Annotated in this window: 14 protein-coding genes; all 14 read left to right on the plus strand. The window is 68.8% G+C overall.

From position 1 onward, the window contains the following. Position 1 precedes the first annotated feature (1 nt). The 14 genes from rpe (at position 2) to pyk (ending at position 15,327) form a co-directional block, all read left to right on the plus strand. Positions 2–682, plus strand: coding sequence for a ribulose-phosphate 3-epimerase (rpe, locus tag MRBLMX7_RS00885; protein ID WP_363365817.1), 681 nt, complete (start codon positions 2–4; stop codon positions 680–682). Next, a complete protein-coding gene (locus tag MRBLMX7_RS00890; protein ID WP_363365818.1) occupies positions 679–942 on the plus strand; it encodes a phosphoribosyl-ATP diphosphatase in 264 nt (87 codons plus the stop codon). Before rpe ends, MRBLMX7_RS00890 begins: the two co-directional genes overlap by 4 nt. A 39-nt stretch (positions 943–981) precedes the next feature. Then, positions 982–1,824 carry an ATP phosphoribosyltransferase gene (hisG, locus tag MRBLMX7_RS00895; protein ID WP_363365819.1) on the plus strand — a complete coding sequence of 281 codons (843 nt, stop codon included), beginning with the start codon at positions 982–984 and terminating at the stop codon, positions 1,822–1,824. Further along, the gene (gene hisF / locus MRBLMX7_RS00900) at positions 1,824–2,585 is read left to right on the plus strand and encodes an imidazole glycerol phosphate synthase subunit HisF (protein WP_050720957.1); all 762 of its coding nucleotides are present in this window, start codon (positions 1,824–1,826) and stop codon (positions 2,583–2,585) included. The genes hisG and hisF overlap by 1 nt, the downstream gene beginning before the upstream one ends. After that, complete coding sequence (gene hisI, locus MRBLMX7_RS00905) at positions 2,582–2,941, plus strand: phosphoribosyl-AMP cyclohydrolase (RefSeq protein WP_363365820.1); 360 nt, start codon at positions 2,582–2,584, stop codon at positions 2,939–2,941. Before hisF ends, hisI begins: the two co-directional genes overlap by 4 nt. Continuing rightward, positions 2,938–3,528, plus strand: a complete 591-nt coding sequence (locus MRBLMX7_RS00910; RefSeq protein ID WP_050720959.1) for a Trp biosynthesis-associated membrane protein — start codon at positions 2,938–2,940, stop codon at positions 3,526–3,528. The genes hisI and MRBLMX7_RS00910 overlap by 4 nt, the downstream gene beginning before the upstream one ends. Before the next feature lie 47 nt (positions 3,529–3,575). After that, entirely contained in the window at positions 3,576–3,821 is a 246-nt protein-coding gene (locus MRBLMX7_RS00915; RefSeq protein WP_050720960.1) for an HGxxPAAW family protein, read from the plus strand. Continuing rightward, positions 3,821–4,594, plus strand: coding sequence for an indole-3-glycerol phosphate synthase TrpC (gene trpC / locus MRBLMX7_RS00920; RefSeq protein WP_363365821.1), 774 nt, complete (start codon positions 3,821–3,823; stop codon positions 4,592–4,594). The genes MRBLMX7_RS00915 and trpC overlap by 1 nt, the downstream gene beginning before the upstream one ends. After that, positions 4,594–5,862 (plus strand): tryptophan synthase subunit beta, encoded by a 1,269-nt coding sequence (trpB, locus tag MRBLMX7_RS00925; RefSeq protein ID WP_363365822.1) that lies wholly within the window; start codon positions 4,594–4,596, stop codon positions 5,860–5,862. The genes trpC and trpB overlap by 1 nt, the downstream gene beginning before the upstream one ends. Continuing rightward, positions 5,859–6,662 (plus strand): tryptophan synthase subunit alpha, encoded by an 804-nt coding sequence (trpA, locus tag MRBLMX7_RS00930; RefSeq protein ID WP_363365823.1) that lies wholly within the window; start codon positions 5,859–5,861, stop codon positions 6,660–6,662. The genes trpB and trpA overlap by 4 nt, the downstream gene beginning before the upstream one ends. A gap of 10 nt (positions 6,663–6,672) precedes the next feature. Then, positions 6,673–7,698, plus strand: coding sequence for a prolipoprotein diacylglyceryl transferase (gene lgt, locus MRBLMX7_RS00935; RefSeq protein WP_363365824.1), 1,026 nt, complete (start codon positions 6,673–6,675; stop codon positions 7,696–7,698). A gap of 137 nt (positions 7,699–7,835) precedes the next feature. Beyond that, positions 7,836–12,359: a glutamate synthase large subunit gene (gltB, locus tag MRBLMX7_RS00940; protein ID WP_363370753.1), complete on the plus strand. Its 4,524-nt coding sequence runs from the start codon at positions 7,836–7,838 to the stop codon at positions 12,357–12,359. Beyond that, positions 12,352–13,809 carry a glutamate synthase subunit beta gene (locus MRBLMX7_RS00945; protein ID WP_363365825.1) on the plus strand — a complete coding sequence of 486 codons (1,458 nt, stop codon included), beginning with the start codon at positions 12,352–12,354 and terminating at the stop codon, positions 13,807–13,809. The genes gltB and MRBLMX7_RS00945 overlap by 8 nt, the downstream gene beginning before the upstream one ends. A 66-nt stretch (positions 13,810–13,875) precedes the next feature. Beyond that, positions 13,876–15,327 (plus strand): pyruvate kinase, encoded by a 1,452-nt coding sequence (pyk, locus tag MRBLMX7_RS00950; RefSeq protein WP_363365826.1) that lies wholly within the window; start codon positions 13,876–13,878, stop codon positions 15,325–15,327. Positions 15,328–15,346: the final 19 nt, after the last annotated feature.

Genomic DNA, 15,346 nt, shown 5'->3' on the forward strand with positions numbered 1-15,346 from the left:
CGTGGACCTCCCCGACGCACCGCGCATCAATCCCAGCATCCTCGCCGCCGACTTCGTCAACATGCAACGCGACCTGGCACGCATCGCGACGGCAGACTTCGCTCACGTCGACGTCATGGACAACCACTTCGTGCCGAACCTGACGTTCGGTCCGCAGATGGTCGAGCGCATCCAGGCGACGAGCCCGATCCCGCTCGACGTGCATCTCATGATCACGGATCCCGACCGCTGGGCGCCCGCGTACGCGGAGCTGGGGGCGGCGAGCGTGACGTTCCACCTGGAGGCCGCCGCCGACCCGATCTCCCTGGCCCGAGCGCTGCGCGGCATCGGCGCCCGGGCAGGGGTGGCGATCAAGCCGGACACGCCCGCCGAGGGCCTGTACCCCGTGCTGGACGAGTTCGATCAGATCCTGGTGATGACGGTGGAACCCGGGTTCGGCGGTCAGGGTTTCATGCCCGAGACCATGCCGAAGCTGCGCGCCCTGGCCGATGAGGCGAGGCGCCGCGGGTCGAACGTCTGGTTGCAGGTCGACGGCGGCATCTCCGACGCGACGATCGAGCAGGCGGCCGCAGCGGGCGCCGACACCTTCGTCGCCGGCTCCGCCGTGTACGGAGCGGAAGACGTGGAGGCGGCCGTCACCCGGCTCAGGGACCGCGCGCGAGCCGCTAGCCTGGAAGCGTGAAGACTTTCGACGAGCTGTTCGCCGAGCTCAGCCACAAAGCGGAGACCCGACCCGAGGGCTCGGGCACTGTCGCGGAGCTCGACGGCGGCGTGCACACGATCGGCAAGAAGATCGTCGAGGAGGCCGCCGAGGTCTGGATGGCGTCCGAATACGAATCCGATGAGGCCGCGGCCGAGGAGATCTCGCAGCTGCTCTACCACGTGCAGGTGATGATGCTCGCGAAAGGCCTGACCCTGCAGGACGTCTACCGACATCTGTGATGCGCCCCGCCCCATTCACTCCGAACTGAAGGCTGCACCATGCTGCGCATCGCTGTCCCCAACAAGGGCTCTCTCTCCGAGACGGCCGCCGAGATGCTCGCGGAGGCCGGTTACGCCGGTCGCCGGGATCCCAAGACCCTGCACGTGATCGACGCCGAGAACGACGTCGAGTTCTTCTTCCTGCGCCCCAAGGACATCGCGACGTACGTCGGGTCAGGAGCGATCGACGTCGGCATCACCGGTCGTGATCTCCTGCTCGACGCGCGCATGCCCGGAGCGCGTGAGATCGAGGCGCTCGGCTTCGCCGGTTCCACCTTCCGGTTCGCTGCGCCCTCCGGCCGCTACACGGACGTCTCCGAGCTCGACGGCCTGCGCGTCGCGACCTCGTACCCCGGTCTCGTCGACGCGTTCCTCGACGAGCGCGGCATCGCCGTGGACCTCGTGCCGCTGGACGGCGCCGTCGAGTCCGCCGTGCGACTCGGTGTCGCGGATGCCGTCGCCGACGTCGTCGAGACCGGCACGACGCTGCGTCAGGCGGGGCTCGACGTGTTCGGACCGGTCATCCTCGAGTCAGAGGCTGTGCTGATCGCCGGTCCGCAGGACGCCGAGGGGTCCGAGACGCTCCTGCGCCGCCTCCGCGGCGTGATGGTCGCCCGCCGTTTCGTGATGATCGACTACGACCTCCCCGCAGCCCTTCTCGACGACGCCGTGAAGGTCGCCGGGGGCATCGAATCGCCGACCGTGTCGCCGCTGCGCGATCCGGAGTGGGTCGCAGTGCGGGTGATGGTGGCGCGCTCGCGCGTGAACCCCGTCATGGACGAGTTGTACGCCCTCGGCGCTCGCGCGATCCTCGTGACGGCGATCCACAACGCGAGGCTCTGATGACGCTCGCCAGCCGCGTCATCCCGTGCCTCGACGTCGCCGAGGGGCGTGTCGTCAAGGGCGTCAACTTCGAGAACCTCCGCGACATGGGCGACCCCGTCGAGCTCGCGCGCCACTACGCCGCGCAGGGAGCGGACGAGATCACCTTCCTCGATGTCACGGCCACGGTCGACGCGCGGGCGACCACGTACGACGTCGTGCAGCGCACGGCCGAACAGGTCTTCGTCCCGCTCACGGTCGGCGGGGGAGTGCGCTCGGTGGACGACGTCGCTCGCCTGCTCGCGGTCGGCGCCGACAAGATCGGCGTCAACTCGGCGGCGATCGCCCGTCCCGACCTCCTCGGCGAGATCGCGGATCGTTTCGGTGCGCAGGTGCTCGTGCTGTCGCTCGACGTCAAACGTGCGGACACCACTGCGTCCGGCTTCGTCGTCACGACGCACGGCGGGCGCACCCAGACCACGCTCGACGCGCTGGAGTGGGCGCGCGAAGCTGCGGAGCGCGGCGCTGGCGAGCTGCTCGTCAACTCGATCGACGCCGACGGCACGCGCGACGGCTTCGACCTCGAGCTCGTGTCCCTGATGCGCGAGATCGCCTCGGTACCCGTGATCGCCTCGGGCGGAGCGGGGAAGGCCGAGGACTTCGCCCCGGCGATCAAGGCGGGCGCGGATGCCGTTCTCGCCGCGAGCGTCTTCCACACCGGAGCGCTCACGGTCGGCGACGTCAAGGATGCGCTGCGCAGCGAAGGGGTGATCGTCCGGTGAGCACGGTAGACGAACGCATCGCGCAGGTCGCCTTCAACGCCGACGGGCTGGTACCCGCCATCGTGCAGCAGTGGGACACCTCCGAGGTGCTGATGCTCGCCTGGATGGATGCCGAAGCCCTGCGGCGCACCCTCACGAGCGGTCGCGCCGTGTACTGGTCTCGCTCCCGCCAGGAGTACTGGCGGAAGGGCGACACCTCCGGCAACATCCAGGTCGTCCACGAGGCGCGCCTGGACTGCGACGGCGACGCGGTGCTTCTGCGCGTGGACCAGACGGGCCCGGCGTGCCACACCGGCACGCGCACCTGCTTCGACACGACCGACCTGGACGCGGCGGATGGGAGCACCGCCCCATGAGAATCGCTCGTCGTGGGCGCATGATCGGCGTCCTCGGCTTTCTGCTCGCGGGCGCCGTGGGCATCATCTCCTCGACCCAGACATGGCTCACGGTGGAGCGTGCGGATGCGGGCGAGGCGATCCTGGTCCCCGGCGCGTCAGCACTCCCTCTGCTCGCTCCGCTGAGCCTGGCCGTACTGGCACTCGGCGTCGCGATGTCGATCGTCGGCCCTGTGCTCCGTCTCGTGTTCGGCATCCTGGGGCTGGCGACCGGGCTGTTCCTGGCGTGGACCACGGTGCAGCTGTTCCTCGCCGAGCCGCTCGCGGCGGTGCGCACCACGGTCACGGAGACCACGGGCCTGGCCGGTGATGCCGCCGTCGCGGACGTCGTGCGCGGCATCGCGCTCTCGGCCTGGCCGGTCATCGCCCTCGTCGGCTGGGTCGTGCTGATCCTCGCATCCGTCGTCGTGGTCCTCACCTGGCGCCGCTGGAAGACCGGAGGACGGCGCTACCGCACCGACGCGCCGCACGGCACCGAGAGCAGCGGGCCCGTCGACGCGATCGATTCCTGGGACGACCTGTCGCGCGGAACCGATCCGACACGCTGACCCCGATAGACTGAACCCGATCCCGCACGCCGTCCCCGGAGGAGACCATGACCAACCCGATCGCCGACCCCGGCCACGGACACTCGCCTGCAGCCTGGACGGCCGTCATCATCATGCTGGTCGGATTCACGATCGGCACGGTCGGTTTCTGCTTCGCCGAGTTCAGCCCGCTGTGGGTCTCGCTGATCTGGATCGGCGCCGCGCTCATCCCCGTGGGCGCCGTCGCCGGCTGGGTCCTGGCCCGTGCCGGATACGGCGTGAAGGGTCCCAAGTACTCGCCGAAGGCGCACTAGTGGTCCTCGCCGACCTCACGGCCGGCGCAGTCGCAGACGCGGAACGCCGCTCCCTCACGCGGCCGCTGGCTGAAGTGGAGCGCGACGCGCTGGAGCGCCCCGCTGCGAAGGACGCCCTGTCGTTCCTCGCCCCGACCGACCGGGTGAAGATCATCGCGGAGGTCAAGCGCGCGAGCCCCTCGCGCGGCGCCCTCGCCGACATCCCCGATCCCGCCCACCAGGCGTCCCTGTACGAGACGGGCGGTGCCTCGGCGATCAGCGTGTTGACCGAGGAGCGCCGTTTCGGGGGCAGCCTCGCCGACCTCGAGGCCGTGACCGCGCGGGTGTCCCTCCCGGTGCTCCGCAAGGACTTCATCGCCACGCGCTACCAGGTGCTGGAGGCGAGGGCGGCAGGCGCCGACCTCGTCCTGCTCATCGTCGCGGGCCTCGAGCCTGCGGTGCTGCAGGACCTCTTCGGCTTCATCGGCGACCTCGGCATGACGCCGCTCGTCGAGACGCATTCGGACGACGAACTCGAGGCGGCGATCGACCTGGGTGCGCCGCTGATCGGCGTCAACGCGCGTGACCTGAAGACGCTCGAACTCGACCGCGACCTGTTCGGGCGTCTCGTCGACCGCATCCCCGACACCGCCGTGAAGATCGCGGAATCGGCGGTGCTCACCCCCGACGACGTCGTGCACTACCGCTCCGCGGGCGCCGACGTCGTGCTGATCGGCGAGGCGCTCGTGACCGGCGACCCCGTCGCCACCCTCAAGACCTTCCTGGAGGCGTGATGAGTCTGCGAGAACAGCACGGTCCGCTGTTCGGCGAGTACGGCGGGCGCTACATGCCCGAGTCGCTGATCGCCGCGATCGACGAACTGACCGAGGCGTACGCCGAAGCGATCGCCGATCCGGCGTTCCGCGCGGAACTCGCCGAGCTCCTCGGCTCCTACGCGGGTCGGCCGTCGCCGATCACGGAGGTCGCTCGTTTCGCCGAGCATGCCGGGGGTGCCCGGGTCTTCCTCAAGCGCGAGGACCTCAACCACACGGGTTCCCACAAGATCAACAATGTGCTGGGACAGGCTCTGCTCACGAAGCGGCTGGGCAAGACGCGCGTGATCGCCGAGACCGGTGCCGGGCAGCACGGTGTCGCGACCGCCACCGCCGCCGCACTGTTCGGGCTCGACTGCACGATCTACATGGGCGAGGTCGACACCGAGCGCCAGGCGCTCAACGTCGCGCGGATGCGTCTCCTCGGCGCCGAGGTCGTGCCCGTCACCTCGGGGTCGCGCACGCTCAAGGATGCGATCAACGACGCCTACCGTGACTGGGTCGCGACGGTCGAGACCACGAATTACATCTTCGGGACGGCTGCGGGGCCGCATCCGTTCCCGGCTATGGTCCGCGACTTCCAGAAGGTGATCGGCGAGGAGGCACGCCAGCAGCTGCTCGACGAGGTCGGACGCCTGCCCGACGCCGTGATCGCCTGCGTGGGCGGTGGCTCCAATGCCATCGGCATGTTCGATGCCTTCCTCGACGACGAGGGCGTGAAGCTCTACGGCGTCGAGGCGGCCGGCGACGGCGTCGACACGCCGAAGCACGCCGCGTCGATCGAGAGGGGACGCCCCGGCGTGCTGCACGGCGCGAAGACCTACGTCCTGCAGGACGAGGACGGCCAGACGATCGAGTCCCACTCGATCTCCGCCGGTCTCGACTACCCGGGCGTCGGCCCGGAGCACTCCTGGCTCGCCGACATCGGTCGCGCGGAGTACATCCCCGCGACGGACGACGAGGCCATGCAGGCGCTGCGCCTGCTGAGCCGCACGGAGGGCATCATCCCGGCGATCGAGTCCGCCCACGCCCTCGCCGGCGCGCTGCGCCTCGGCTGGGAGATGGGACCGGATGCCGTGCTCGCGGTGTGCCTCTCGGGTCGCGGAGACAAGGACATGGACACCGCCGCGCGCTATTTCCACCTGTACGACGAGGCCGCGCTCGAGCACGACGTCGCCGAGGAGACCGCCGCGGAGGACGCGGCCTCGAAGGGGGAGCCCCAGCTATGAGCCGCGTGGAAGAGGCCATCGCGGCCGCGCACGCCGCCGGGCGCAGCGCCTTCGTGGGCTACCTGCCCGTCGGATTCCCCGACCTCGAGACCAGCATCCAGGCAGCGATCACGCTCGCCGAGAACGGTGTCGACATCATCGAGCTCGGCCCGCCGTACAGCGATCCCGTGATGGACGGCGCCGTGATCCAGGAGGCCACGACCGCGGCCCTCGCGAACGGCTTCAAGATGAAGGACCTGTTCACCGCGGTGCGTGCCATCACGGCTGCGACGGACGTCCCCGTGCTCGTCATGACCTACTGGAACCCGGTCTTCCAGTACGGCGTCGACCGGTACGCCGACGACCTCCTCTCCGCCGGCGGCGCAGGACTCATCACGCCCGATATCACGCCCGAGGCCGCAGGGGAGTGGATCGCCGCGAGCGAGCGCACCGGCCTCGACCGCGTGTTCCTCGCCGCGCCGACCTCGTCGGACGAGCGCCTCGACCTCGTCGTGAAGTCCTCGACCGGGTTCGTCTACACCGTCTCGACGATGGGTATCACGGGCGAGCGCGCCGAGCTCGATCGCGCGGCGCGTACCCTCGTCGGCCGACTCCGCGACCACGGCGTCACCCGCGCGTGCGTCGGAATCGGCATCTCCACCGCCGAGCAGATCGCCGGCGTCTCCGAGTACGCGGACGGCGCGATCGTCGGCACCGCGCTCGTCCGCGCCCTCCGGGACGGGGGCCTCCCGGCCCTCGCGGACGTCACCCGCACCCTGGCCTCCGGCACGTCGTCGGCACACGCCACGACCTCGAACTAGAATCGCACTCATGTCCCTCGCGCTCCACAGCTTCACCGGCGTGCTCGCCAGCATCCCCAGTCCTCCCGTGTCGTACATCGACCTCGGCCCGCTGCGGATCCACTTCTACGCGCTGTGCATCATCGCCGGCATCATCGCGGCGGTCTTCCTGACCAACCATCGTCTGTCGCGTCGGGGAGCGGAGCCGTGGGTCGTGATCGACATCTCGATCCTGGCGGTGCCCCTCGCGATCATCGGGGCGCGGATCTTCCACGTGCTCACCCACCCCGGGTTCTACTTCGGCGAGGGCAAGAACACGTGGAACCCCTTCGAGCCCGGTTCGGTGTGGGCGATCTGGGAGGGCGGCATCGCGATCTTCGGTGCGCTGATCGGCGGCGCTGTGGGCGCGTACTTCGGCTGCCGGTGGACCGGCATCCGCTTCTGGACCTTCGCCGACGCGCTCGCTCCCGGCCTTCTGCTCGCTCAGGCCATGGGACGCTTCGGCAACTGGTTCAACCACGAGCTCTTCGGTCTTCCGACCGACCTTCCTTGGGGTCTGGAGATCGAGTCGACGAACTCCGCCTTCCCGCCCGGGCTGCCCGAGGGCACGCTATTCCACCCCACCTTCCTCTACGAGGTCATCTGGAACGGCCTCGGCGTCATTGTCCTGCTCTGGATCAGCCGCAAGGTCACGAGCCTGCAGTGGGGCAAGACTTTCGCGATCTACCTGATCTGGTACTCCGCGGGCCGCATCCTCTGGGAGTCGATCCGCATCGATCCGAGCGAGATCTACCTAGGCCTCCGTAGCAACGTATGGGCAGCGATCATCGGCGTCATCGTCGGCCTCGCGATCCTGATCGTCCAGTCGCGTCGCCACCCCGGCCTGGAGCCGTCTCCGTACCAGCCGGGTCGCGGACGGAAGGATCTGGACCCTGATGTAGACTCGCAGGACAATCCCTCCGACTTCGTGGACCTGAGTGAGCCTCCGTCCGAAGAAGTCGCCGCAGGAGCCAGCGCCACAAGCACCGCTCCCACGGACGCGGACGGCTCCCGATAACAGCCGACCGGTCCGTGAGGACCCATCGCATCCACCCGGCCAATGACGTCCCCGGGTTCTCCGCAGATCTGAGGACGGTTCAGGTGTATTTTCAGCCTCCCCACGGCGCGTCCGGCGCCTACCCGCCGAAGCAGGGCATGTACAACCCGGCGTTCGAGAAGGACGCCTGCGGCCTGGCCATGGTCGCGACGCTGCGCGGCGAAGCCGGCCACGACATCATCGCGCTCGCGCTGCAGGCCCTTCGCAACCTGGAGCACCGCGGAGCGATCGGCTCCGATGCGGGAACGGGTGACGGCGCCGGCATCCTGACCCAGATGCCGGACGCGTTCCTCCGCGCGGTGACGGAGTTCGAACTGCCCCCGGTCGGCGAGTACGCCGCCGGACTGGCGTTCCTCCCGCGCGACTCGAGCGTCCGGCGCGAGCAGAAGGCGGGCATCGAGAAGATTGCCCGCTCAGAGGGCCTCCGCGTCCTCGGCTGGCGCGAGGTCCCCACCGCCAACGAGAACCTCGGCAAGCTCGCCGACGAGGCGCGACCGGCCTTCGAGCAGCTCTTCGTGAGCGCAGGCGGGGGCTCGCACTCCGACGCCCCGCTGACCGGCATCGGGCTCGACCGCGTGGCCTACCGTCTGCGCAAAAGGGCCGGACACGAGCTCGGCGCCTACTTCGTCTCGCTGTCTGCTCGGACCCTCGGCTACAAGGGCATGGTCACCACCCTCCAGCTCGAGCCGTTTTACCCCGACCTGCAGGATGAGCGCTTCATGTCGGAGCTCGCCGTCGTGCACTCCCGCTACTCCACGAACACCTTCCCGTCCTGGCCCCTCGCGCAGCCGCTGCGCATGCTCGCCCACAACGGCGAGATCAACACGGTCGGCGGAAACCGCAACTGGATGCGCGCGCGCCAGTCCCAGCTCGAGTCCGAGCTGCTCGGCGACGTCGCCCCACTGCTCCCGATCTGCACCGACGGCGCAAGCGATTCGGCGTCCTTCGACGAAGTCCTCGAGCTCCTCACGCTGACCGGACGCAGCCTGCCCCACGCGATCATGATGATGGTCCCCGAGGCCTACGAGAAGCAGTCGGACATCGCCCCTGAGCTCCGCTCGTTCTACGAGTACCACTCGAACCAGATGGAGCCGTGGGACGGCCCCGCAGCGCTCATCTTCACCGACGGCACGCTCGTCGGCGCGACGCTCGACCGCAACGGCCTCCGCCCCGGACGCTGGACCGAGACGACGGACGGGCTGATCGTGATCGGCTCCGAGACCGGCGTGCTCACGTTCGAGCCCGAGCGGATCAAGCGTCGCGGACGTCTGCAGCCCGGCAAGATGTTCCTGGTCGACACCGCGCAGCAGCGGATCATCGAGGACGAGGAGATCAAGCGCGACCTCGCCACGATGCACCCGTGGCAGGAGTGGCTGGATGCCGGATCCGTGCGACTCGCGGATCTTCCCGAGCGCGAGCACATCGTGCATCCGCCCGCATCGATCACGCGTCGTCAGCGCACCTTCGGGTACACGGAGGAAGAAGTCCGGATCCTTCTCACCCCGATGGGGCAGACGGGCGTGGAGCCCCTCGGAGCCATGGGGTCCGACACTCCGATCGCGGTGCTGAGCAAGCGTCCGCGTCTGCTGTTCGACTACTTCACCCAGCAGTTCGCGCAGGTCACGAACCCGCCGCTGGACTCCATCCGCGAAGAGGTCGTCACGAGCCTCAAGCTCGGACTCGGCCCCGAGAGCAACCTGCTCACTTGGGGACCTGACCACACGCGCACGGTATCGCTCGACTTCCCGGTGATCGACAACGACGAGCTCGCGAAGATCAGGCACATCGACAAGGCGCTGCCCGACCGTTCGAGCGAGACGATCAAGGGTCTGTACCACTTCGACGTCGGCTCCAACACACTCGAGAAGCGTCTCGAGGAGATGTGCGTCGAGGTCGACGAGGCGATCGAGCGCGGCGCGGAGTTCATCATCCTGTCCGACCGCGACTCCAACAAGGATCTGACCCCGATCCCGTCGCTTCTCATGGTGTCGGCCGTGCATCACCACCTCATCCGGCGCGAGAACCGCATGAAGGTCGGTCTGATCGTCGAAGCCGGCGATGTGCGTGAGGTCCACCACGTCGCGACGCTGATCGGCTACGGCGCGTCCGCCGTGAACCCCTATCTCGCGATGGAGACGGTCGAGCACCTCGTGCGGACCGGCTACATCACCGGCATCAGCCCCGAGAAGGCGGTCAAGAACCTCATCTACGCGCTCGGCAAGGGCGTGCTGAAGATCATGTCGAAGATGGGCATCTCCACCGTGTCGTCATACGCCGGCGCGCAGGTGTTCGAGGCCGTGGGCCTGAGCGAGGAGTTCATCGACAAGTACTTCACGCGCACGGAGTCCAAGCTCGGGGGCATCGGCATCGCCGAGATCTTCGCCGAGAACCAGGCCCGTCACGACTACGCCTACCCGGAGGATGCCGCGGCGCGCGCACACGAGCGTCTGTGGACGGGCGGGGAGTACCAATGGCGGCGAGACGGCTCGCCCCACCTGTTCAACCCCGAGACGGTGTTCAAACTGCAGCATGCGACGCGTGAGCGTCGCTACGACATCTTCCGCGACTACACGCGTCTCGTGGACGACCAGGCCGCCGAGCTGAAGACCCTCCGTGGTCTCTTCACCCTGCGCACAGGCACCCGCAAGCCCGTGCCGCTCGACGAGGTCGAGCCCGTGTCGGCGATCGTCAAGCGCTTCTCCACGGGAGCGATGAGCTACGGCTCGATCTCCAAGGAGGCGCACGAGACGCTCGCGATCGCCATGAACCGGATCGGCGGCAAGTCGAACACCGGCGAGGGCGGCGAGGACGCGGAGCGGCTGGTCGATCCCGAGCGCCGCAGCGCGATCAAGCAGGTCGCCTCCGGACGTTTCGGCGTCACGAGCCTGTACCTGACCGAGGCCGACGACATCCAGATCAAGCTCGCTCAGGGCGCCAAGCCCGGCGAGGGCGGTCAGCTGCCGCCGCAGAAGGTCTACCCGTGGGTCGCGCGGACACGCGGCGGCACGCCCGGTGTCGGGCTCATCTCGCCGCCGCCGCACCACGACATCTACTCGATCGAGGACTTGAAGCAGCTAATCTTCGACCTGAAGCGGGCGAACCCCGAGGCGCGGATCCACACGAAGCTCGTGAGCCAGTCGGGAATCGGCGCGGTGTCGGCCGGCGTCGCGAAGGCGCTCAGCGACGTCATCCTGGTGTCCGGTCACGATGGCGGCACGGGTGCCAGCCCGATGAATTCGCTCAAGCACGCGGGCACGCCTTGGGAGCTCGGTCTCGCGGAGACGCAGCAGACGCTCATGCTCAACGGCATGCGCGACCGCGTCGTCGTGCAGGTCGACGGCCAGCTCAAGACCGGCCGCGACGTCGTCATCGGCGCGCTGCTGGGTGCGGAGGAGTTCGGATTCGCCACCGCTCCGCTCGTCGTGAGCGGCTGCATCATGATGCGCGTCTGCCACCTCGACACGTGCCCGGTCGGCGTCGCGACGCAGAACCCGGTCCTGCGCGAGCGCTTCACGGGCAAGCCCGAGTTCGTCGTGAACTTCATGGAGTTCATCGCGGAGGAGGTGCGCGAACTGCTCGCGGAGCTGGGCTTCCGCTCACTCGACGAGATCATCGGACGCGCCGAGTTCATCGAGGTCGACGCCGCCGTCCAGCACTGGAAGGCCGAGGGTCTCGACCTCAGCCCCGTGCTCGACGGACCCGCGTTCCCGGCGAGCGAGCCTCGCCGCAGCCGGCGCGCTCAGGATCACGAACTCGACAAGCATTTCGATGTGCAGCTGATCGACGTCGCGGGGCCCGCGTTGCTGAACGCCGAGCCCGTCGTCGTCGAGCTTCCGATCGCCAACACCGAGCGCGCAGTCGGCACGATGCTCGGCCACCAGGTGACCTCGCGTCACGGCGCCGCGGGGCTGCCTCGCGGCACGATCGACGTGACCCTGCACGGCACCGCGGGCCAGTCCCTCGGCGCGTTCCTCCCGTCGGGCATCGTGCTCCGCCTCGAGGGCGACGCGAACGACTACGTCGGCAAGGGCCTCTCGGGCGGCGACATCACGGTCCGACCGCCGCGCGGCTCGTCCATCGTGCCGCAGGAGAACGTGATCGCCGGAAACGTGATCGGCTACGGCGCCACCTCGGGGACCATGTTCCTCTCCGGCGTCGTGGGGGAGCGGTTCCTGGTGCGCAACTCCGGTGCCACGGCCGTCGTCGAGGGCGTGGGCGACCACGCGCTCGAGTACATGACCGGAGGCGTCGCCGTGATCCTCGGCACCACGGGGCGCAACCTCGGCGCGGGCATGTCCGGAGGGGTGGCGTACATCCGCCTGCTCGACACGGGCAAGATCAACGCGCAGTCTCTCGGCAGCGGGGAGCTGATGCTCGAACCGCTCGACCGTGCCGATCTCGAAGTGCTGCGCAGCCTGATCGCAGAGCACGTGGAGCGGACTGCGTCGCCGCTCGGCTCCGACATCCTCGCCCGATTCGACGAGATCTCGGGGGAGTTCACCAAGGTGCTTCCCCGTGACTTCGCCGCGGTGCGCACCATGCGAGACGAAGCCGTCGCCGAGGGCATCGACCCCGACGGCGACATCGTCTGGAACCGGATCCTGGAGGTGACCGGTGGCTGATCCCAAAGGTTTTCTGAAGGTCACGGAGCGCGAGCTCCCGGCCCGTCGCCCCGTCCCGGTGCGCATCATGGACTGGAAAGAGGTCTATGAGGCCGGCGACCAGGCCGTGCTCAAGCGCCAGGCCGGGCGCTGCATGGACTGCGGCGTGCCGTTCTGCCATCAGGGATGCCCGCTGGGCAACCTGATCCCGGAGTGGAACGACCTCACGTGGCGCGGCGAGGGTCGCGCGGCGATCGACCGTCTGCACGCGACGAACAACTTCCCGGAGTTCACCGGACGGCTGTGCCCCGCCCCGTGCGAGAGCTCGTGCGTGCTGGGGATCAACCAGCCTGCAGTGACGATCAAGCAGATCGAGCAGTCGATCATCGACGAGGCGTTCGCGAAGGGCTGGGTCGAGCCGCAGCCGCCCGCGCGCCTGACCGGCAAGACGGTCGCCGTCGTGGGTTCCGGCCCAGCAGGCCTCGCCGCGGCGCAGCAGCTCACCCGCGCCGGCCACACCGTCGCCGTGTTCGAGCGCGACGACCGCATCGGCGGTCTGATGCGCTACGGCATCCCCGACTTCAAGATGGAGAAGGGGCAGCTCGAGGCTCGTCTGCGCCAGATGCAGGAGGAGGGCACCCGGTTCCGTGCGGGCGTCGAGATCGGCAAGGACATCACCTGGTCCGATCTTCGCGCACGTTACGACGCCGTGCTGATCGCCACCGGCGCGACGGTGCCCCGCGACCTGCCGATCCCCGGGCGCGACCTCGACGGCGTCCATTTCGCGATGGAGTACCTCGTCGAGTCCAACCACGCGGTGGCCGGCGACAAGGTCACCGAGCAGATCACGGCCGAGGGCAAGCACGTCATCGTGATCGGCGGCGGCGACACCGGAGCGGACTGCATCGGCACCGCGCACCGCCAGGGCGCGTTGAGCGTCACCAACCTCGCGATCGGCAAGCAGCCGGGAACCGAGCGGCCCGCGCACCAGCCGTGGCCGATGATGCCGACCGTCTTCGAGGTGTCATCGGCGCACGAGGAGGGCGGTGAGCGCGTGTTCCTCGCGTCGACCGTCGATTTCCTCGCGAACGAGGTCGGCGAGGTCCGGGCACTGCGCGTCGCAGAGACCGAGTACATCGACGGACGCCGCGTCCCCAAGAGCGGCACCGAGCGGGAGATCCCCGCGGACCTCGTGCTGATCGCGATGGGCTTCACGGGTCCGGAGCAGGACGGCTTCACGGAGGACACCCGTCCTCAGGTGACCGACCGCGGTGCGTTCCGCCGTGACGACAGCTACGAGTCGACCATTCCTGGCGTGTTCGTGGCCGGTGACGCGGGTCGTGGCCAGTCGCTCATCGTGTGGGCGATCGCCGAAGGCCGCGCAGCCGCTGCGAACGTGGACCGCTTCCTGATGGGCGACACCGTGCTGCCGGAGCCGGTGCGTCCGCACGAAGTCGCGATCGCCCTCTAGCCCGCGTAGGCTGAGCGCGGCACCGTCGCCTGATTTCCATCCCCCACTTCTACCCTGGAGAATCCGTTGAGACGCGCGAAAATCGTCGCCACCCTGGGCCCCGCAACATCCACCTATGAGACCGTGCGTGCACTGATCGACGCCGGCGTGGATGTCGCGCGCCTGAACCTCAGCCACGGCGACTACTCCGTGCACGAGAACAACTACGCGAACGTCCGTCGCGCCGCGGAGGACGCGGGTCGCGCCGTCGCGATCCTCGTCGACCTGCAGGGACCGAAGATCCGCCTCGGCAAGTTCGAGGCCGGCCCCTACGAGCTCGCGAAGGGTGACATCTTCACCATCACGACCGAGGACATCATCGGCAATAGGGAGATCTGCGGCACGACCTTCAAGGGCCTGCCGCAGGACGTCAAGCCGGGGGACTTCCTCCTGATCGACGACGGCAAGGTCCGCGTCGAGGTCGTCGAGACCGATGGCGTGCGCGTCACGACGCGGGTCGTGGTCGCCGGTGCCGTCTCGAACAACAAGGGCATCAACCTCCCCGGCGTCGCCGTCAACGTGCCGGCGCTGAGCGAGAAGGATGAGGAGGATCTGCGCTGGGGCCTCCGCATCGGCGCCGACCTCATCGCGCTGTCTTTCGTGCGCAACGCCGCCGACGTGACACGCGTGCACGAGATCATGGCGGAGGAGGGCGTCAAGGTCCCCGTCATCGCCAAGGTCGAGAAGCCGCAGGCGGTAGACGCGCTCGAGGAGATCGTCGACGCGTTCGACGCGATCATGGTCGCCCGCGGCGACCTGGGTGTCGAGCTGCCGCTGGAGGCCGTGCCGATCGTGCAGAAGCGCGCGGTCGAGCTCGCCCGCCGCATGGCCAAGCCCGTGATCGTCGCGACGCAGATGCTCGAGTCGATGATCAACAGCCCGGTGCCCACCCGTGCCGAGACCTCGGACGTGGCGAACGCGGTGCTCGACGGCGCTGACGCCGTCATGCTCTCGGGCGAGACCAGCGTCGGCGACTACCCGGTCGTCGTGGTCGAGACCATGGCGCGGATCATCGAGTCGACCGAGGAGCACGGGCTGGAGCGCATCGCGCCCCTGACCGCGAAGCCCCGCACCCAGGGTGGCGCCATCACGCTCGCCGCACTCGAGGTCGCCGAGTTCGTCGAGGCCAAGTTCCTCTGCGTGTTCACGCAGTCCGGAGACTCGGCTCGGCGCCTGTCGCGCCTCCGTTCGCGGATCCCGATGCTCGCCTTCACTCCGGAGCCCGACATCCGCCGCCGTATGGCCCTCACCTGGGGCATCCGGTCCAGCCTGGTGGACATGGTGCAGCACACCGACCTCATGTATCTCCAGGTCGACGACTACCTTCTGAGGAACGGTCTTGCCGCCGAGGGCGACAAGGTCGTCGTGATCTCCGGATCCCCTCCCGGGATCGTGGGCTCCACGAACGATATCCGCGTCCACAAGGTCGGGGATGCCGTCAACGGAGCGGCGCCGATCTACAAGGAAGCCACGGTCTGACCCGATCGGTCAGTCACGA

This window comes from Microbacterium sp. LMX7-1.2, from assembly GCF_040675935.1.
In the GTDB taxonomy this organism is placed as follows: Bacteria; Actinomycetota; Actinomycetes; order Actinomycetales; family Microbacteriaceae; genus Microbacterium.

Excerpts from the sequence above, each read along its gene's own strand:
- hisG (WP_363365819.1), top strand. The coding sequence starts at position 982 with ATGCTGCGCATCGCTGTCCCCAACAAGGGCTCTCTCTCCGAGACGGCC.
- MRBLMX7_RS00915 (WP_050720960.1), top strand. The coding sequence starts at position 3,576 with ATGACCAACCCGATCGCCGACCCCGGCCACGGACACTCGCCTGCAGCC.
- lgt (WP_363365824.1), top strand. The coding sequence starts at position 6,673 with ATGTCCCTCGCGCTCCACAGCTTCACCGGCGTGCTCGCCAGCATCCCC.
- MRBLMX7_RS00910 (WP_050720959.1), top strand. The coding sequence starts at position 2,938 with ATGAGAATCGCTCGTCGTGGGCGCATGATCGGCGTCCTCGGCTTTCTG.
- hisF (WP_050720957.1), top strand. The coding sequence starts at position 1,824 with ATGACGCTCGCCAGCCGCGTCATCCCGTGCCTCGACGTCGCCGAGGGG.
- gltB (WP_363370753.1), top strand. The coding sequence starts at position 7,836 with ATGTACAACCCGGCGTTCGAGAAGGACGCCTGCGGCCTGGCCATGGTC.
- trpB (WP_363365822.1), top strand. The coding sequence starts at position 4,594 with ATGAGTCTGCGAGAACAGCACGGTCCGCTGTTCGGCGAGTACGGCGGG.
- trpA (WP_363365823.1), top strand. The coding sequence starts at position 5,859 with ATGAGCCGCGTGGAAGAGGCCATCGCGGCCGCGCACGCCGCCGGGCGC.